Consider the following 19,009-nt stretch of genomic DNA (forward strand, 5'->3'; position numbering starts at 1 on the left):
TCCCTCTGGGCACGACGGCGCAGCGGGCGTTCTGTGAGAGGCTCTCAGGCGTTTGCGCGAGACAGGGTTTGCATGGCGCAGGAAGCAATCCTCATCATCGACGACCACGCGCTGTTCCGATCCGGCATCGTGTCGATGCTCTCGACGGCGCTCGATCGCGTTCTGACCCGCGACTGCGCCTCCCTGCATGAAGCCCTCGCCGTCGACGACGTCGTGCCGACGGTAATCCTCCTCGACATCCAACTGCCGGGAACCAGCGGCCTGGAAGGGATGAGCCTGCTCCAGCGCCGGTGGCCCGCCGCCCGGATCGTCGTCGTCTCGGCCCTGGATCTGCCGGATACGGTCAGCGCCGCACTTGCTCAGGGCGCCAGCGCCTTCCTATCCAAGACGGATCGGCCGGACCGGATGATGGCGGTCCTGCGCGAGATGCTGGATCGGCTTCCCGTCGCGCCGCCCGTCGGCGCGGTCGCCTGCCCCTCGCTGACCCCACGGCAGGCCGAGGTGCTCATCCTCGTTGGACGGGGGTTGTCCAACAAGATGATCGGCCGCAATCTCGGATTGTCCGAGCATACGGTCCGGGGGCACGTGCAGGGGCTGCTGTCGGTCCTCGGCGTGACCCGGCGCGCGGAAGCCGTCTTCAAAGCACAGCAGCTCGGCCTGATTCGATGAGCCCATCGCAGGACCGCCGGGTCGTGGCCGAGGAGTTGCGCCTCGTGCTGGACGGCATCCTTCAATCGGTCGCCGTGGGCTTCCTCGTCTCGACGCTGATGCTGGCCGTGCTCTGGACGCTGGCGGCCCGTAGCATCCTCGTGAGCTGGTACGTCGCATTCCTCACCGAGCGGATCGCCGCAGCCCTCTACGCGCGACGCGCGCGCCACGTCCTGGACCAGCCCGATCGCGCACGCCGGGTCGAGCGCATCGTCTTCCTGAGCAAGGTCCTCGAGGGCTCGATCCTGGGCTCGCTGATCTGGATCGCGCTGCCGCTGCAGATTCCCGCGATCAGCATCCTGACGATGTCTTTGCTGGGGGCGACCTGCAGCAACGGCGTGTCCCTTCTGGCACCGCGCCGCCATCTGTACCTCGCGCTCGTCATACCCGTCGCCATCCTGGCCGCCGGAACGCTGTGGTCACTGGGGGGCGCTCCCTACCGCGCCCTGGCGATCTGCTCGATCCTGTTCGTCGTCGGGCAATACGGTCAGGTCGTGCTCGCCAGCCGTCGGGTCCGAGAGTCGATCGAATTGCGCTTCGAGAACATGGCTCTCGTCGAGCAATTGCGCGGAGAGACCGCCGCGGCTCACGCGGCGCGTCGCGACGCCGAGCATGCGAACGCAGCGAAATCGCAGTTCCTCGCGGCGGCAAGCCACGACTTGCGCCAGCCCGTCCATGCCGTCGGCTTGTTTCTGCAGGCGTTGAGCCAGACGAATCTCGCCGGCCCGCAGCGTCGGATCCTTCAGAACGCCCAGGCCGCCAACGTCGCCTCGACGGACATGCTCAACACGCTCCTGGATTTCTCGCGCCTGGAGGCCGGGGTCGTCACGCCACGGCCGAAAGCCTTCGAACTCCAGCCGCTCCTCGACAAGATCGAGAACGACCTCGCCCATCTGGCCGATGCCAAGCGCCTGATCTACCGAACCCGTCAGACGAACCGGGCGGTTGTGTCCGACGCGGCGCTCCTCGAACTGGTCCTGCGCAACCTGGTCCTCAACGCCGTCCGCTATACCGATCGCGGCGGCGTTCTCATCGGCTGCCGCCGACGCGGGCTCGACGTCTCGATCGAAGTCTACGACACGGGCATCGGCATCCCGGACAACAAGCGCGAGGACATCTTCCGCGAGTTCTATCAGCTCGGCAATCCTGAGCGCGATCGCCAGAAGGGCCTCGGGCTGGGACTCGCCATCGCGCGAGGGATCACGACGTCACTCGGACATCCGCTCTCCGTTTCGTCGAAGGAGGGACGCGGCAGCGTGTTCCGCATCCTCGTCCCTGGAACGGATGCGGCCGTGCGCGCTATCGATGTCCCGGCGGACATCCCCCATCCTGGCGAGCTGGCCGGCATGCGGATTCTGGTCGTCGATGACGACGCCATCGTGCGCGATGCGATGGTGGCCCTTCTGACGAGCTGGGGATGCCGATGCCAGGCCTTGGAAGGCCCGGACGACGTCAGCCGGCCCCCATCATCCGAACCGGCTCCGGACGCGCTGATCTGCGACTTTCGGCTCCGTGAAGGCCAAACGGGCACGCAGGCCATCGCGCTGCTGAGGGAGCATTGGGGGCGCCCGATCCCCGCAATCCTCATCACCGGCGACACGGCCCCCGCGCGCTTGCGAGAGGCCTTGGACAGCGGAATCCCGCTCGTCCACAAGCCGGTTCGCCCCGACATCCTGCAGAATGCCCTGCTGACCTTGATCGCGCCCAGGCAACCGAGCGAAGGCGCCTGTTCGACGTCAGGGAGCGGATCGAGGATGCGCTGAAGGTGGCCGACGCCGAGCCCCCTTCCTACACCGCCCACGCCTCGCCCTGAACCGCTCGCCTTCGCCAGCTGCGACCGCCGGCATGTCCTGGCGCGCTTCGCCGCCGCCCACGCCGTTCAGCCTGAGGAGGTCCTGTGCTCGAGATGGGAACGACGGCTTCCAGGATCGCTTCCGCGGATCGTCGGGACGACAAGCCCGCCAGCCTGACCGGTCGCCCTTACGGGTCGATGTCGTATGGCACGCGTTGGCCGGTCAGGGCGCACCGGATCGGAGTGCCCATCTGCGCTGGCAGAACGCGTGCTGCCGGCCGCGCAGGTTCGGCAACCTCCCGGACGATCTTGGTGCGGATGGCCTTGGCGAACTCGGCAGCCTCGCGCACCGGCACCATGAAGGCACCGGGGCCACCGATGACGCAGTCCCGGTAGTACAGGTCGAGGTCGGGTATGTCGTAAGGGCCGGTCGGCTCGCGGATCATCAGCGGCAGACCGTTCACGACGATACCTGCAGCGACAGCATCGTCCCGGGCACGGGTCACCGCGCGGCCGCTGTTGTTCGGGCCGTCGCCCGAGATGTCGATGACGCGGCGCGTCGCCTCGAACCCCGCCGTGCGCAGGATCTCGACCGAGAAGTCGAGCGCCCCGGAGATCGAGGTGCGCAGCGCGCGCAGCGGGGGCGTTCGCGCGAGTTGAGCAGCAAAGCCCTCGGCCTCCTGGGCGGTGCCGATCACGGTCCAGGGCACGACCACGTCCTGCCGCTCGGGCCCTGCCCATTCGACGTAGGTCACGGCGATGCGGCCGATGAGGCCCTGGCGGATGGCCTCCTTCACCGCGGTCGAGCGGAACGCATCGATGTAGCCGCCGCGCTGAACCTGCTGCTCGTCGGCGGTCATCGAGAGCGACACGTCGACCGCGAGGACCAGGGCCAAGTCGACCTCGGTACCCTCGGCCCGCGCCGAAGCCAGGTCTGCGGAAAGAGCGAAGCCGAGAAGGACGGTGGCCAGTGTGAGAAGGCGCATGAGGATGCTCCGACGCTCGTCCAGTCTGGGCAGGCCGAGCATCAGCAGGAAGGGCAGGGCGCCGCGGCAAATCGCACGCCATGGCGCGCTGTTCGTCTCATGCCCCCAGGACGCTGCCGGAGAGTGGGCCACATCCCTGCGCTGCTGGACCCCGATTTTCGTGGAGGCTACCCGTGAGCAGCCACGCCGTGCGCCTGAGCTGCGTTCCAGCCGCATGCTCGATGCCGATGCTCTCGACTCCGCCCAGGCCGAGGAGTGGCAGCCTTCCGAGACCGCACCGCGCGACCGGCCGATCGACATCCGGGTCGTGCGGTGGAGCGCGTACGGCACGCGCCGCCGCATCGACATGGCACCGGGCTGCGAAGGGTGCGCAGGCAGCACTGCCCGCGTCCCAGGTCCGTCCTGGCGCGGCCGGCCGAGCGGCCCTCTACCCACCGGCGGGAGGGGGCCGCGGGATCAGGCCCCGTTGCACCCATGTCGGCGCCCCTCTCCGCTTCGGGAGAGGGGGCTCATGCAGCGCGAGCCGCGAGCGGTATCGGGTGAGAGAACCCTACCGCCGGCCGAACCCTCCTGGCTTGGAGTCGAGCTCGATGGCTCGCATGGCGTTCTCGAACGCCTTGGCCTCAGTGAGGAACGGACGATCGGACCGCTCCATCAGCTTACCGTGCTTGCGCAGAGCCCAGCCGAACTGGCCTTCGGGCTTCTTCAGCGGCTCGACGGTGATCGAGTAGGGGTGCGGGATATCGGTCGACATGACGGCCCTATGGCATGCTCGCGTCATCGCAGCCAGCCTGGGCGGCCGCGAAGGCCATCGTCATACGGGTCATCGGTCTATCCATCCGGGTGAGGTCGGACGGCAACGAGCGGTGCAGAGCGATGTTCAACGGCCTTCGACACCGAGCCACGCGAGATCGCGCTGTTCGCAGGCCGATCCTTTCAGCATGTTCCGGGCGGCGGCGTCTCGCCGGCGCGCCATGACGGTGTAGAGTTTCAGCATGACGACGCGAGGCCGGGCCTTTCAGAAGGGGCAGAGCGGCAACCCGGCGGGCCGGCCGAAGGGCAGCCGCTCCAAGACGGCATGGAAGCTCGAGGCGATCCTGCAGGGGCGAGGCCGAGGCCGTCGGCCACACAGCGATGGAGATGGCCAAAGGCGGCGACACCGTCGCGATGCGCCCGTGCCTTGAGTGTCTGATCCCCGCACGGAAGGACCGGATCACCCGAGTGGCCCTGCGGTTCCGACTGCTCGCGCAACCTTCTGCATCAAGAGCTGCGCTGCCCAGGTGCTCGGTAAACGCCCGACGTTGGGCTTCGTTGAAGCGGCGTATCCGGCGACGAGTCGTCCCGCTGGCCGTATCGAGGCGCGTCGAGAGCGAATGGCGGTCGCCTTGAAACCTCGGGTCAGGCCGTTTGCGCCGGCACCGCGTCCGGCGACCGTCTGCGCCTCTGCTCGGATGTCTCGTAGCGCACGAGCTTGAGCGCTGCAGCGGCAAAGAGACAACCGAGCAGCAGAATCGCGGCGTCAAACCACACGAACAACAGGTCGCCGCCGGATCGGCGCAACGGGTGATCCGCGATCATCAGAACGTCACTCGCCGTGACGGCGAGGCACAGCGCCGCCACGGCCGCCAGCCCCTCACACCACGCGCGCCGCGGAGGGCGAAGGGAGGGCAGGAACGTCGCCACCAGCCAAACTCCGAAGAAGGCGCGGATCTCCCATTCGGCACGCCCGGCGAGATCGGCGGGCAGGAGCCGGTTCGCGAGGAAGTAGGCCGCCACTGCCGCCGGCAGGCCGACGAGGCTGCCGACGTTCAGTGCCTGGACGAGCCGGAGCCCGATGAAGGGCCGCTCGGCAGGACCGGGCAGGCGGGCGACCGTCCAGAGGACGAGGCCCGTCGCAACCATTGCACAGCCGGTCAGCCCGCAGAGGAAGAACAGCAGGCGTAAGGCGGATCCGGCGAAATGCGCCTCGTGTAGGCCGACCAGGGTGGCGAACGTCTTGGTCGCTGGCCGCAAGGGGTCGACACGCTTCTCGATGAGCATTCCGGACATGCCGTCGAAGGCGAGCTGCGGATGCTCGTGTGAGAGGCCATGCGGCTCCTCGAACAGAACGATCACCGTGGCATTTGCATCCTTCGGATTCCGGATCGCGATGCGTTCCAGCGGCTCGGACACCGCCTCCATCGCCTGCCGCACCATCGGCCCGACCGGGACCAGCGTACCGGGCCGGCCGGCCGGCGGGCGTATTCGGGTGATCTGGCCGGATTCGGCGAAGAGTGCCTGCGCGTCGCCCTTGTAGGCCGTCTGCACACCCCAGGGCATGTACAGGGTCGCGAGCGTGACGAGGCCGGTATAGGTGATCATCAGGTGGAAGGGCAGCGCCAGCACGCCCGAGACGTTGTGCGCGTCGAGCCAGCCCCGTTGGGCCGATCTGGTGCGGCGGAAGGTGAAGAAGTCCGCGAAGATGCGCCGGTGCGTGATCACGCCGGAGACCAGCGCCACCAGCATGATCAGGGCACAGATGCCCACGATCCAGCGGCCCCAGAGCGGGGCCATGTGCAGCTCGAAATGGAACAGGTAGAGGAAGTCCCCGCCCTTGGTGTCGCGCACTTTGGCCAAGTCGCCGGTGTCAGGGTCCAGCAGGACGTGGCCGGGCGGCTGCCCGGGAGCCCTGCGCCAGAACAGCTCGATCACCGGCTTGTCGGGACGCGGCGGCGTGATGAACCACGCCCGCGCCTCGCCCGCATGCGTCTGCATGTAGGCGACGCCGCGCTCGACCGAGGCGGCGAGCGCGGCCGGTTCGAATGCCTCGGTGCTGCGCAACTCGGGCTGCATCCAGCGCGTGATCTCGGCCCGGTAGTAGCTCGCGGTACCGGTGACGAAGACCGCGAACAGCACCCAGCCGACCACGAGGCCGGACCAGGTGTGCAGCCACGCCATCGACTGTCGGAAACCGTTGCGCATGGATCAGGCCGAGCGTGGCATGTCGGGGTTGCTCCTCTAGAAGTCGAGTTGGGCGGAAAGGATGAACGTCCGCGGCGCTCCGACCGCGAGATAGCCGCGGGCGGCCGAAGCCCAGTACGAATCGTCGAGCAGGTTCTGGACGGTGGCCCGGACCACCACGGGCTTGCCGTTCGTGCCCTCGAAGACGTAGCGCAAGCCGGCATCGAAGCGCGTCCAGTCCGGGACCGACTGGGTGTTGGCTTGGTTGTAGAACATGCGGCTCGTGTAGATCGCCCGGCCGGTCAGAGTCAGGCCCGGTGCCAGCCACGGCGGCAGGTCGTATTCCCCGCAGAGGTTGATCGCGGTGTCGGGAACGCCGGGCGCGGCGTTCCCGTCGAACTGGCGGTTGGCGGTGTTGACCAGGGTCGCGTCGATGAAGGTCACGCCGCCGAGCAGCCGCACGCCGGGAATCGGCTCGCCGAACACGTTGAGGTCGAGGCCGCGGTTGCGCTGGAGACCGCTGAGGGGGGAGCGGTTGGGCGCCGTATCGGTGAAGGCATTCGGCTGCTCGATCTCGAACAGCGATGCTGTGAGCGCAACTGGACCGAAATCGTACTTGGCACCAACTTCCTTCTGCCGGCTCACGACGGGCGCGAAGACCTCGCTGGCGTTGACCACCGTTGCCGGCGCGCTCGGGCCCGCGTCGAGCGACTCGATGTAGTTGCCATAGAAGGCGAGGTTCTCGGTCGGCCGGACGACAAGGGCGTAGGCGGGGCTGAAACGGCTCTCCCGGTAACTCGTGGCCAGGGTGCCCTGGGTTGGGCCCGGACGTGTGGCGTAGCTCTGCAGGTCAATCTCCTGGAAGCGTCCGCCGATCGTCAGCATGAAGCGGTCGTCGCCGAGCGACAGGGTGTCGGCGACCGCGACACTGCGCGCATAGAGCTCCGTGAAGAGGGGCTGCTGGTTGGAGCGCGGGAAATTGATGGTCGGGACGGAGCCGAACGGCAGGTAGATCGGATTGTAGATGTTGGTCGTGTAGGTCGGCAGGCTGAAGGGCACGAAGCCGCGCGAGTAGTTCTTGTTCACCGCCTCGGCCGCAGCGACATTGAACTGGTGGCCGACGATGCCCGTGTGGAAGCGTGAGCGCAGTCCGACCTCGCCACTGAAACCCTCCAGCTCGAGGGGCTGGATGGCGAGCGAGTTCGACGCCTGTCCGGTTACGCTCGTGACCCGGTAGTTCGAGGTCAGGAAGTCCTCGTTGTAGCGGCTGAGGCCGCCTGCTGCGTAGACCGTCGTCTCCGGCAGCACGTCGTACTCAATCCGGCCCGCGGCCATGTTGTAGCGACTGTCGTTGTACTCGAACGGGTTCGACGTATTGCGGCGGTTGTTCGGCGCGCGCGGAACGGGAATGTTGGGCGCCACCGCATTGAACAACGAGGTCGGCGCGGTGACGTTCTGCGTGGAGTGGTTCAGGTCGACCGAGGCGCGGAACCGTTCGCCGCGATAGTCGAGGCCGAGCGCGGCGAAGCCGACCTCGATCTCGTTTTTGTCGAGGGGCGTGGCGCCGTTGCGGTACGCGCCGTTGAAGCGCACGCCCCACTCGTTGAACGTGCCGAAGCGGCGACCGATATCGGCGTGCGTCCAGATCTGCGCGTCGCTGATATAGGTCGTCGTAAGGCGGGTGAGCGGCTCGTCGAAGGCCCGCTTCGGGATCAGGTTGATGGTGCCGCCGACGCGGCCGGTGCCGCCGCTGAGGAGGGCGGTCGGCCCGAGAAGGATCTCGACCCGCTCCAGCCCCTCTGTGAAAGTGCGGCGCGGATTGGCGATGTAGAACAGACCGTCGAAGGCGGTGTCGAGATTGGTGACCGAGAAGCCGCGGATGAAGTAGGAGTCGCGCTCGCTGAAGGGCGGAGCGTCGTTGCGCACGGACGAATTGTTCAGCACGACGTCGGAGAGCGAGCGCGCCTGCTGGTCGTTGATCAGCTTCTCGGTGTAGCCCGTCACATTGAAGGGCGTCCGCAAGACCGAGCGGTTGCCCAGGAAGCCGATACGCGTTCCGGTTCCCACCTGACCGCCCGCGTAGGGCACGGGAGGCTGCCCCACCGTGCCGCTCGCCGGAGGCAAGCCCGCGAGCACGCCCCGACTCGATCGCTGGCCCTCGACGCTCAGCTCGTCGAGGGTCACCACGTGGGCCGGATCCCCGCCCAGCTGGACGTAGCGCGGATTGACGAGCGTGATCGTGGAGGGACCGACGGCCCGGTAAGTCAGGCCGGTGCCCGCGAGGATTCGACCGAGCGCTGCGAGGGGCCGGTACGCCCCTTCGACGCCCCTTGTCGTCAGCCTCTCCGTCAGGTCGGTCGCGTAGACGAGCTTTATCCGGGCCTGCTCGGTGAAGGCGACGAGGGCTGGCTCGAGCGGGCCCTGCGCGATGGACAGGGACACCTGCCCCGCCTCCTGAGGCAGCACGGCCTCCGGCGTGATCGCGATGATGCTCGGCTTGCGAGCCACGCCTGCCGAGACGCGGTTCGCGTCCTGGCTCTGAGCGACGGCCGGAACCAACGCCAGCATCGAAACGCTGGCCAGGGCAATGCTCGCCTGTCGCCCGCCGCTGGCATACCCACGCATCCGCACCGCCATCCCACGCCCCATCCGTCTGCTCGAAGGGACGGCGCGCTTCGCGCTCTCCCGTCCCTACCGACTGAGATCAACGGGGCGGCGATCTCCTGACGTCGGAGGGCGAAGATTTTTCGCGGCGCTTCACAGCGGCGATCCGACCAGGGCGAGGAAAGGGGTCAGACGAGTGACGCGCACCCCCATCGTCGCGGCGATCGCGTCCAGGGCGTCGTCCGTGTTGTGGGGGTCAAAGGCTCCGGTGACGCGCCGCTCACCGGCAGCGGGATCAAGCAGAAGGATGCCGCCGCGACGATAGCGCCCCAGCTCCGCCAGGACGGCGGACAGCCGCTCGCCCGAGAAGACCAGGCGGCCGTCCCGCCAAGCCGTTTTCCGCCCCACATCCGCCTTGACGACGGAGGGCGCATTCCCGTCCGCGAGTCGGACAGCCTCACCAGCCGAGACCTGCACGTACCGACCTGACGCCGTCACCTCGACACGCCCTTCGGCCACATCCACAGGCCTCTCCGCCCCATCGACGCGAACGGAGAAGCGCGTACCCAGCGCCCGCGCGCTCAAGCCGTTCCCGCGCACTACGAAGGGGCGCCGCGGATCGGGCGCGACGTCGAAGAAGGCCTCGCCGCGCAGGAGCTCGACCTCGCGCCCGGTCTCGGTGAAGTGCAGAGCGAGGGCCGTGTCGGTGTTGAGGTCGATACGGCTGCCATCGGCGAGAGTCGCGTGCGTGATCTCGCCGACGCCGCTCCAGAGATCGGCCTGCATCCGGTCGATGAGGCCGAGTTGGTAGGCAAGGGCGGCACCGAACAAGGCCAGGGCAGCGATACCGGCGAGGCCTTTCGCAGGCCGGCGACGCTGCCGGGGATCGGGAACATGGCCGAGCTTGCGCCATAGCGCATCCATCTCGGCATAGGCTGCTCCGTGGAGCGGATCGGAGGAGCGCCAAACCTCGAAGGCCTCGCGATCGCTCTCCGCCGCGTCCGGCGATGAGAGGCGTGCGACCCAGCCCGCGGCGACCTCATAGACTGGATCCTCGCCGCCTTCCTCGGTTACGCCGGACGCGTCGCTATCGGCCACAATCCGCTCCCTCTGGGCAGCACCATGGCTCGGGCGGCCAATCTGTGTGTCCCCATGAATTGGGATCAACGAGACGTCGAGTTCCTGATGTCATCCCTCACAGAGGGTCGCTGAACCGGCGACGGCAGTGCAGGAGTGCCTTGATGAGGTGCTTCTCGACCATGTTCCGGCTGATGCCGAGACGGGCCGCGACCTCCCCGTTCGCGAACCCGTCGATGCGGGCGAGCAAGAAGACCTCGCGGCAGCGGGGCGGCAGTTCATCCACGGCCGCCGCAAGACGCATCAGTTCCTGTCTCGCGATGGCTTGGCGTTCCGGCAAGGCGTGGCCATCGACGATGCCCGCCAGGTCCGCGTCGCTCAGGTCCTGGAACAGCGTGCTCTCGAACCGCTGCCGATTGCGCATACGCAGGGCGACATTGTTCGCGATCTGAAAAAGGAAGGCCGATGGCTGATCGATATGCGTGCGCGACAGCGCCGCGAGCATGCGCAGATAGGTTTCTTGGTGGGCGTCGGCGGCGTCTGCCGAGTTGCCGAGCAGGCGCAGCAGGAAGCGTCGGAGCTTGACGCTCTCGCTACGATGCAGCGCATCGATTGATATCGGCTGCATGATGCCGGCCCCACTCACCTCCAGAGCTCTCATGGCCGGTCAACCACTTCAGAAGCCGTCCCTCAAGGTGCTGAAGAGGTCAAAATGCGAGCATAAATTCAGAATTATTCCAAAAATAATGAGCAGTTCTGCGCCAAGTCGTTGTGTTTATGACGGTAATATTCAGACGGGAGTCAGGACCATTTACGTGACCATCGACCGATGGCTCCACGAGCAGCAACCATGTTGTAGCACGGCCACACGACGCCGTCCGAATGCGGCGTGTTCCAACTGGCTCCTGCCTTATACGGCGTGAAGTGCTGTTTGAGCCGCTGAAGCGGCCGTATGTGTGGCCGAACGAGTCGGCGGCCTGCATGGTGGCAATGTCAATATTTATCCGCGCCGACCAATCCCTTGGCACCAGCGCCCCCGCACAGCTCGAGCGAGCGCTTGCCAGACAAACCGATCTTCGGACCGTTCAGAAGGTAGAGCAGCTTGCCGCCGGGCACGGTGGAGGAGCCTCGCTGCGATGCTGGAAGCACGGGCGTCGGGGACGGGCAGGCTAGGATGGACCGATGCGAAATACGCGACACCCTCAAGCTATCCTCGGCGCCTCGGGGACAGGCAATCCCATGTCCGGCCTCGCTTAGGTCCGCTTCTGCCTTCCGAGCAGTCTTTCGGGCCGAAAAGGCGGAACGTCCGGAAGAGGCCAGAAGCTCGGGCGGCCCTTGGACAGGCTGAACGTCCGAGAAGGGCCGCGTCGAGGCTTCTCCCTCCGCTGTGCCGAACGTCGGCTTGCCCCCAACTTGAGCCCATGAGCGGACAGGCGGCTATCGGCCGACTTCGGCCGCTACGGCCATTCAGCCTATAGCGCCGAAAGTGGCCAGTCCCGGTGAAACCGGTCCGCTTCGATCACCACAAGGTCGCTCCTCGTCGCGTGCGAGCCCATTGGAACCGAGTGGCGCGACCGTTGCACTCGGAGATCCGCTCCGGCAGACAGCGCACGAGCCACCCGTCTGAGCCCGTCGGAGTGGATCGCGACCCAGAGAGGACCATGACGGATCAAGCCGGAGTGATCGTGGCGCAGAGTTTCCGACGTCGATGAAGACTGGAGACGAGGCGGATCGTGTGGGCGCGATCTGCCAAGCCTTGCGACGGGCTATTGTGGAACGGGCGCTAGCCCCCGGAGATCGTCTGCCCGAGGATGCCATCGGTGAGCGGTTCGGCGTCAGCCGTACGATCGCGCGGCAAGCCCTCGTCCGTTTGGCCGGAGAAGGTTTGGTCGACCTTCGCCGCAATCGGATTGCCGTCGTCGCGACGCCGAGTTGGGAAGAGGCGCGCGACATCTTCGACGTGCGCCTCGGTCTGGAGCGGCTCGTGGTGCACCGCCTCGCCGGACAGTTGAGCGAGGAGCAGCGTCAGACGCTGCTGGACCAGATCACGCGTGAGGAAGCGGCTCGAAGCGGGTCCGACGCGGTCTCGATCCGCCTCGCCACCGAGTTCCACCTGATGCTCGCCGAGATGACCGGCAGCGCTGTGCTGACCCGGTACGTCGCCGAACTGGGCTATCGCTGCGCCTTGATCCTCTCGCTCTACAGCCGGCCGCATTCATCGGACTGTGCCGTCAGCGAGCATCGCGACATCGTCGCCGCCTTGATCGCGGGCGATGCCGAGCGTGCCTCCACCCTGATGGATCGCCATCTCGACGCGGTGGCGGAGCGAGCGCGCATCGTCCCGCCGCCGCCGCGCGAGCGCGACCTCGGCCGCCTGCTGGCGCCGTATGTCGCGGATGCCGGTGGCGCCTGACCCCGGAGTCAGGCTGTGATGCCGTGCTTCATGAGCAAGCGCTCGGCGCTGTCGTTCCAGACTTCCATGCCGACGATCAGGCCCTCACGGACGGTAAAGCGGTCGACGTAGCGGTTGCCCTCGAAGGGCGTTCCGTCGGGCCACGCGCCGTACAGGGTACCGAGGCTGTAGACCGTGGTGACGTCGTTGCCCGGAACCACGTCCAGACGCTCCATCCGCTTCTTCACCCAGGCGTAGCGGCTAGCGTTGAAGGCCGTGACCTCGGACGGATGATGAAACACCCGAGCCCCGGTGAACACGATTTGCGTGCCGGGCGCCATGTAGCGTGCAGCCGTCTCCGGATCCGGCACCATCGAGGCCTCCAGGTAGGCGGTGACGTTGGCGGCATCGCGCGCGGCCTTCGCGCTGGGCGTGACATCGGTCATGGGACCTCTCCTCTGCCTTCAGCATGCCGCAGCGCCTGGAAAAGTGCATGCAATAAGTGTATGCACTTTGGCGCAGGATTGAGCACAGCTGTCCCAGACAGTGCATGCACATCGCTGCCCTCGTGCCGGAGCCGCGGATGCGCGGTGGCATGGAGGTTGCGCTCGGCAGGCCGCGCCCCGTCCTCGGAGACACGCCATGGCCTCCTTCCTCCCCCCCTCCCTGCGTCGCGTCGCGGTGACGACGAGCGCCTTGCTCGGTCTCGCCATCTCGACCGCGCAGGCGGCCGACACCATAAAGATCGGCCTCGTGACAGCCCTGAGCGGCCAATCGGCAAAATCCGGCGAGGCGATCTCCCGCGGGATCGGGCTCGCCATCGACGAGATCAACGCCAAGGGCGGCGTTCTCGGGCGCTCCCTCGAACTCGTGGCCCGCGACGACGAGGCCAACCCGTCCAAAGGTGTGCTGGCGACCCGCGAACTGATACAGCGGGCCGGCGTCGTTGCGGTCGTCGGCGGCCTCGACACGCCGGTCTCGATGGCGATCGTGCCCATCGCCAACCAGATGAAGGTGCCTTTCATCGGCCCCTGGGCTGCCGGCACCGGCATCACCCGCAACGGCGCCGCCGACAACTACGCCTTCCGGGTCTCCGCGGTGGACGCCCTCGTCGACGAAGCGCTGGTCGCCTACGCGGTGAAGACCTACGGGGCGAAGAAGCCCGGAATGATCCTCGTCAACAACGCCTGGGGCGAGTCGAACCAGAAGGGCCTCAAGGACGCCCTGCAAGCGGCCAACCTTCCGGCAGCGGGCATCGAGAAATACGAGGCCAACGACGTCGACATGGTGCCCCAGCTGTCCCGGCTGAAGGAGGCCGGCGCCGACACCTTGTTTCTCGTTGGCAATGTCGGACCCTCGGCGCAGGTGGTGAAGTCCCTCGACCGGATGGGCTGGTCGGTGCCGGTCGTCTCGCACTGGGGCCCTGCAGGCGGCCGCTTCGACGAACTCGCCGGCCCCAGCGCCGGCAAGGTGCACTTCATCCAGACCTTCACCTTCGCTGGCAACGCCTCGCCGAAGGCGACCGCGGTGCTCGATGCGCTCAAGGCCAAGTACCCGGCGATCAAGTCGATGGCCGACGTCACGCCCGCCGTCGGCATCGCCAACGCCTACGACGCAACGCACCTGCTGGCCCTGGCCATCCAGGCCGCCGGCTCCACCGAGGGCCCGAAGGTTCGCGACGGCTTCTACAAGATCGGCACCTATCCGGGTCTGATCAAAACCTATGACAAGCCCTTCGCCCCCGGTCAGCACGATGCGCTGGGCCCGTCGGACTACGTGTTCACCCGCTTCAAGGACGGTGAGATCGTCGCGGTGACCAACTGAGCCCGGCGATGCTGACCTCCATCCTTGTCAGCGGCCTCGGTCTCGGCAGCATGTACGGGCTCGTAGCGCTCGGCTTCCATGTGACCTACGCGGTGTCCGGGACCGTGAACTTCGCGCAAGGGAGCGTCGTCACCCTGGGCGCGGTCCTGGCCTACGCGCTCGGCGTTACCCTCGGCTGGCCGATGCCGGCGGCGATCGTCCTGGCACTCGCCGGCTGCGCATTGTTCGGCCTCGTGGTCGAGCGAGCGCTGGTCCGCCCCTTCGTGGTGCGCGGCTCGGATGCGTGGCTCCTGGCGACGGTGGCGGGAGGCATCGTCCTCGACAACACCGTGCTGTTTACCTTCGGCAAGGAGCCGCGCAGCTTGCCTTCGCCGCTGGCCACGAAGCCGGTGGAGATCCTCGGGACCGGCATCTACCCTCTGCAGTTGGTGATCCCAGTGGTCGGGATCGGCCTGGCCTTCGCGATCCGCACGGTGTTCCGCCGGACCGATCTCGGCCGCGTGTTGCTCGCCGTGGCGCAGAACGCCGACGCCGCCCGCCTGATGGGAATCGACGTGCGTCGCACAGTGGCCTGTGCCTTCGCGCTGTCTGCGACGCTCGCCGGCATCGCCGGTCTGCTGATCGCGCCGCTCTTCTCGGTCTCGGCCGAGCTCGGCACGCTGTTCGGCATCAAGGCCTTCGCGGTGGCGATCCTTGGCGGCATCGGCTCGGCCACCGGGGTAATCCTAGCGGGGCTGCTCTACGGCCTCGTCGAGGCCGGCGTCACCGCGACCCTCGGCTCGACCTACACGCAGCTCGTGGTGTTCTCGGTGATCATCCTGGCCCTCACCCTGCGCCCCGACGGCCTGCTCGGCCGCGCCGCGGTCAATAAGGTCTGACACGATGCACCGCCTGCGCTCGGCCTCGGCGATGCGGTTCGGCATCGCGGGGCTCACCGCCGCCGCGCTCGGCCTCGTCGCGCTGACCACCGGCTACAGCCACTTCGTGATCGCCCTCGTGGCGCTGACGACGGTGGCGGGCGTCGGTCTCAACGTGCTCCTCGGCCTCACCGGGCTGATCTCCTTCGGCCATGCCGGCTTCTACGCGATCGGCGCCTACGCGAGCGCGATCCTGACGCTCCACGGCGTCGGCTTCTGGCTGGCGCTCCCGGCCTCGGCCCTGATCGCCGCCCTCGTCGGCGGCCTCGTGGCGGTGCCGGCGATGCGGGTGAAGGGCCCCTATCTCGCCATGCTGACGATCGCCTTCGGCTTCATCGTCGAGCATGGCCTGATCGAGGGCGGCGAGCTGACGGGCGGCCAGAACGGCCTCGTCGTCACCGACGCGCCGACGCTCCTTGGCGAACCGGTGACCGCAGCCGGGCTGGCGGTGCTGGCGGTGATCGCTGCTGGCGCGAGCCTCGTCGGGTTCGACCTCCTCGCCCGCAGCCGCCTCGGCCGGGCGATGCGCGCCGTGCGCGACGCCGACGTCGCCGCGGCAGCTCTCGGCTTCGATCCGGTCCGGGTGAAGACCCTGGCCTTCGCGATCTCCGCCGCCTTGACCGGCTTCGCGGGGGCTGTCCTGCCGCCGCTGATGCTGTTCATCGCGCCGAGCTCGTTCCCGTTCTCGCAGTCGATCCTGTCCGTCCTGTCGGTGATCGTCGGCGGCGCCGGCACGGTGCTCGGCCCGCTCCTCGGGGCCCTCGTCACCGTGCTGCTGCCGGAGGCGTTGTCCGGCCTCGCCGAGTACCGCCTGCTGTTCTTTGGAATCGCGACCCTGGCGGTGCTGTGGCTGGTGCCCTCGGGGCTGGTCGGCAGCCTCGCCCGCCTGCTGCCCCGGGGCCGCGACGCGCTGGCCGGAGGGGGAAGCGGAGAGGTGTCGCTGCCTGGCACCACGGCGCGCGAGGCCCTGGTCCTTGAGGGCCTCGGCATCCGCTTCGGCGGCATCACGGCGGCGGAGGGGGTAGACCTCACCGCCCGACCGGCGGCGGTCACCAGCGTGATCGGCCCGAACGGGGCCGGCAAGACCACCGTGCTCAACATGATCTCCGGCTTCTACCGCCCGAGCGCCGGGACGATCCGGCTGGGCGGGCGCGACCTCGACGGCCGGCCGGCGCACGTCGTCGCCCGCGCCGGCATCGCGCGCACCTACCAGACCACGCGCCTGTTCGGCTCGCTCCCCGTGGTCGACAACGTTGCCCTTGGCTTCGCACCAGGCAAACTCTGGCGCCGCGCGCGGGCGCAGGACCGCGAGACGGCCACCGCGCTCCTCGCCTTCGTCGGCTACCGGGGCGCCCTCGACCGCCTGGCCGCCGAGTTGCCCCATGTCGACCGGCGGCTCGTGGAAATCGCCCGGGCGCTTGCCGGCAGCCCCACGATCCTGCTCCTCGACGAGCCCGCCGCCGGCTTGTCGCGGGCCGACACCGACCGGCTGGCCGGGCTAATCCGCCGGATCGCCGACCAGGGCGTCGCGGTGGTCCTGGTTGAGCACGACATGCCGCTGGTGATGGGCATCTCCGACCACATCCTCGTCATGGATGCCGGGCGCCCGATCGCGCGGGGCACGCCCGCCGAGATCCGGCGCGACCCGGCGGTCCTGCGCGCTTATCTCGGCGGCGCCGACACGCCGGCCCGGCCGCGGAGCACGCCGTGGCAAGGGTCGGCGGACGCCGTCCTCTCCGTCCTCCGCCTGACCGCTGGCTACGGCGCCGCTCCCGTCCTGGAGGGCATCGATCTCGACGTGCGGCCGGGCGAGACCGTCGCCCTGCTGGGCGCGAACGGCGCCGGCAAATCCACGGCCATGCGAGCGCTGGCGGGGCTGCTGCGCCCGGTCGCGGGCGCGATCGTGTTCGACGACCGGCGCGTGGATGCGCTTTCCGCTCACCGGATCGCCCGCAGCGGCCTCGTCCTGGTGCCGGAGGGCCGGCAGGTCTTCCCCGAGCTGAGCGTCGTGGAGAACATCCGCCTCGGCGCCTTCGGGCGCGGGACGCCCATCCATCCGGCCGAGGTGGAGCGCCTGCTCGACCGGTTCCCGCGCCTGCGCGACCGGGCCGGCAGCCGGGCGGGCCTTCTCTCTGGCGGCGAGCAGCAGATGCTGGCGATCGCCCGCGGATTGATGGCGCATCCACGCATCCTGCTCCTCGACGAGCCGTCGCTGGGCCTCGCCCCGGCGATGATCAACACCCTCTACGCCACGGTGGCCGAGCTGCGCGACGAGGGTGTCACGATCCTTATCGTCGACCAGATGGCGGCGCTGGCTCTCACCGTCGCCGACCGCGGCTACGTGCTGGAGCAGGGCCGGGTGGTCGCGCGCGGGACCGCCGCGGAGCTGTCGGCGGATCAGGGGCTCGAGGCGGCCTATCTCGGTGCGGCCTGATAGGGGACTGTCATGGACCCGGATGCGGGCCACGGCCGCACCGGCGGCAGCACCCTGCCGGGCGGATCGCCGAGATGCTGGACGGACTGGTCATGCCGGTGAGCGTGCTCGTCAAAAGCACCCTCTACCGGGGCTGATCGAGGCGTTCCGCGCCCGCGACCACGATCTCGGCGCGGGCAGACCATTGCGGAGCGGCAGGGCACCCTCAACGAGGTCGCGGAGGGGGCGCCGAGCGTCGAGACGACGGAGGCGGTTGCCGCGCAGGAGGGCGCCCGCCGACCGTCTGGCTCGGGCGGCGGACTCCAGTCACGGGTGCTTCGAAACCTCCTGACCGAGGCCAGCTACCGCGATCGACTCGACTGGAGCACGACGACCGGCCGACTTGGTTCGCGACCCGCGGCGGCCGCTGCATCCTGGCGGTCCCGCACGCGCAGGCGTTCCACGACATCCCTGCAATCGTGAGCGGCAAGGAGACGGGCCGCCGGCTCGCCGAGGCGATCGTCCACCCCATCGAGATGCTGGGGCAGGCGCGGCGCGCACACCTCATTATGGGCCTCGCCCTCCACCCCTCCATCGTCAAGCGACCGCACCGCGTGCGGCCCTGCGCCAAGCGCTGCAGCACATCGCCCAGCACCGCGCCGACATCTGGCTCGCCACCGGCGGGGCGATCACCGACCACATCATGGCGCGATCGACCGATACGCGCTGATACTGTGCGATCTCCGGAAAACGACTGTCGATGTCGACAGATCTCCGCTTTAGACGCTATCGGTTTGACTCACCGTGAACTATTCGAAATAGTATAATAATCCAGCTGGTTTTCAGTAATTCGCAACTTTTCATTTGTGCCGCTTGCCGTCGGCGCTCGAAACATATCGCGAGACACACAACGGCCTACGAGGGCGCGGCTTCGGCCAGTGCCGCGCCTCCCTGTGCTAACAGCCTCTGCACGGCCATGAGAGTCCGCTCCGGCGGTCTGAGCACGCGCCGAGGCGGTGGCCAAGAAGGCGGTGAGCACCAGGGCGAGAAGGGGCCCCACGTCAGAGCTCACTCGAGCAGGGGAGGGGAACCCTCAGCTGCCTGCGCTGAAATCATGGGGCTTCACTGCGAGCGCCGAGCAGCGCCATCATGATGGGTCCGGCGGCGAGGCACCTATCGGATAACGCGCCACGTCACGCAGCCGGGTCGATCCATACTCCTTGTACCCGGCCAGCAGGACACCGCCCGAAGACCGGGTATACAAGCCGTGCATGACATTCATCGCGGTGTGGCGATCGCGGCACCGCTACGTGTCGCGGTCGGACACGCTGCATCCTGGTAGGGTCGCAAGCTCCG

General features: G+C 68.1%; 14 protein-coding genes. 7 read left to right on the top strand and 7 right to left on the bottom strand.

What is annotated here, in order from left to right; all coding sequences use genetic code 11:
• Window positions 1–72: 72 nt before the first annotated feature.
• Window positions 73–669, top strand: a complete 597-nt coding sequence (locus MET9862_RS09825) for a response regulator (protein WP_142582822.1) — start codon at window positions 73–75, stop codon at window positions 667–669.
• Window positions 670–692: 23 nt separating this feature from the next.
• On the top strand, window positions 693–2,471 hold the full coding sequence (locus MET9862_RS09830) for an ATP-binding response regulator (protein WP_244612643.1): 1,779 nt from the start codon (window positions 693–695) through the stop codon (window positions 2,469–2,471).
• 217 nt (window positions 2,472–2,688) lie between these two features.
• Here MET9862_RS09830 and MET9862_RS09835 read toward each other — a convergent pair whose 3' ends face one another.
• A complete protein-coding gene (locus MET9862_RS09835; RefSeq protein WP_244612644.1) occupies window positions 2,689–3,834 on the bottom strand; it encodes a DUF1194 domain-containing protein in 1,146 nt (381 codons plus the stop codon).
• Between the two features lie 202 nt (window positions 3,835–4,036).
• On the bottom strand, window positions 4,037–4,240 hold the full coding sequence (locus MET9862_RS09840; protein ID WP_142582824.1) for a hypothetical protein: 204 nt from the start codon (window positions 4,238–4,240) through the stop codon (window positions 4,037–4,039).
• A 241-nt stretch (window positions 4,241–4,481) separates the two neighbouring features.
• Between MET9862_RS09840 and MET9862_RS30020 the strand changes: the two genes are divergently transcribed.
• A complete protein-coding gene (locus MET9862_RS30020) occupies window positions 4,482–4,670 on the top strand; it encodes a DUF5681 domain-containing protein (RefSeq protein WP_244612645.1) in 189 nt (62 codons plus the stop codon).
• Between the two features lie 214 nt (window positions 4,671–4,884).
• Here MET9862_RS30020 and MET9862_RS09845 read toward each other — a convergent pair whose 3' ends face one another.
• The 4 genes from MET9862_RS09845 to MET9862_RS09860 form a co-directional block, all read right to left on the bottom strand.
• Complete coding sequence (locus MET9862_RS09845) at window positions 4,885–6,447, bottom strand: PepSY-associated TM helix domain-containing protein (RefSeq protein WP_142582825.1); 1,563 nt, start codon at window positions 6,445–6,447, stop codon at window positions 4,885–4,887.
• A 36-nt stretch (window positions 6,448–6,483) separates the two neighbouring features.
• Window positions 6,484–9,051, bottom strand: coding sequence for a TonB-dependent receptor (locus MET9862_RS09850; RefSeq protein WP_244612646.1), 2,568 nt, complete (start codon window positions 9,049–9,051; stop codon window positions 6,484–6,486).
• 132 nt (window positions 9,052–9,183) lie between these two features.
• Window positions 9,184–10,128 carry a FecR family protein gene (locus MET9862_RS09855; protein ID WP_142582827.1) on the bottom strand — a complete coding sequence of 315 codons (945 nt, stop codon included), beginning with the start codon at window positions 10,126–10,128 and terminating at the stop codon, window positions 9,184–9,186.
• A gap of 97 nt (window positions 10,129–10,225) precedes the next feature.
• Window positions 10,226–10,735, bottom strand: a complete 510-nt coding sequence (locus MET9862_RS09860) for an RNA polymerase sigma factor (RefSeq protein WP_142582848.1) — start codon at window positions 10,733–10,735, stop codon at window positions 10,226–10,228.
• A gap of 1,080 nt (window positions 10,736–11,815) precedes the next feature.
• Here MET9862_RS09860 and MET9862_RS09865 point away from each other — a divergent pair.
• On the top strand, window positions 11,816–12,520 hold the full coding sequence (locus MET9862_RS09865; RefSeq protein ID WP_142582828.1) for a GntR family transcriptional regulator: 705 nt from the start codon (window positions 11,816–11,818) through the stop codon (window positions 12,518–12,520).
• Between the two features lie 8 nt (window positions 12,521–12,528).
• On the opposite strand, the gene MET9862_RS09870 is transcribed toward MET9862_RS09865, so the two are convergent.
• Entirely contained in the window at window positions 12,529–12,945 is a 417-nt protein-coding gene (locus MET9862_RS09870; protein WP_142582829.1) for a nuclear transport factor 2-like protein, read from the bottom strand.
• Between the two features lie 196 nt (window positions 12,946–13,141).
• Between MET9862_RS09870 and MET9862_RS09875 the strand changes: the two genes are divergently transcribed.
• The 3 genes from MET9862_RS09875 to MET9862_RS09885 are packed head-to-tail and all read left to right on the top strand — an operon-like array spanning window position 13,142 to window position 17,674.
• On the top strand, window positions 13,142–14,323 hold the full coding sequence (locus tag MET9862_RS09875; RefSeq protein WP_142582830.1) for an ABC transporter substrate-binding protein: 1,182 nt from the start codon (window positions 13,142–13,144) through the stop codon (window positions 14,321–14,323).
• Window positions 14,324–14,331: 8 nt separating this feature from the next.
• Window positions 14,332–15,201, top strand: a complete 870-nt coding sequence (locus tag MET9862_RS09880) for a branched-chain amino acid ABC transporter permease (RefSeq protein ID WP_142582831.1) — start codon at window positions 14,332–14,334, stop codon at window positions 15,199–15,201.
• Between the two features lie 4 nt (window positions 15,202–15,205).
• On the top strand, window positions 15,206–17,674 hold the full coding sequence (locus tag MET9862_RS09885) for a branched-chain amino acid ABC transporter ATP-binding protein/permease (RefSeq protein WP_142582832.1): 2,469 nt from the start codon (window positions 15,206–15,208) through the stop codon (window positions 17,672–17,674).
• The last annotated feature ends 1,335 nt before the right edge of the window (window positions 17,675–19,009 follow it).

This window comes from Methylobacterium symbioticum, assembly GCF_902141845.1.
Lineage (GTDB): Bacteria > Pseudomonadota > Alphaproteobacteria > Rhizobiales > Beijerinckiaceae > Methylobacterium > Methylobacterium symbioticum.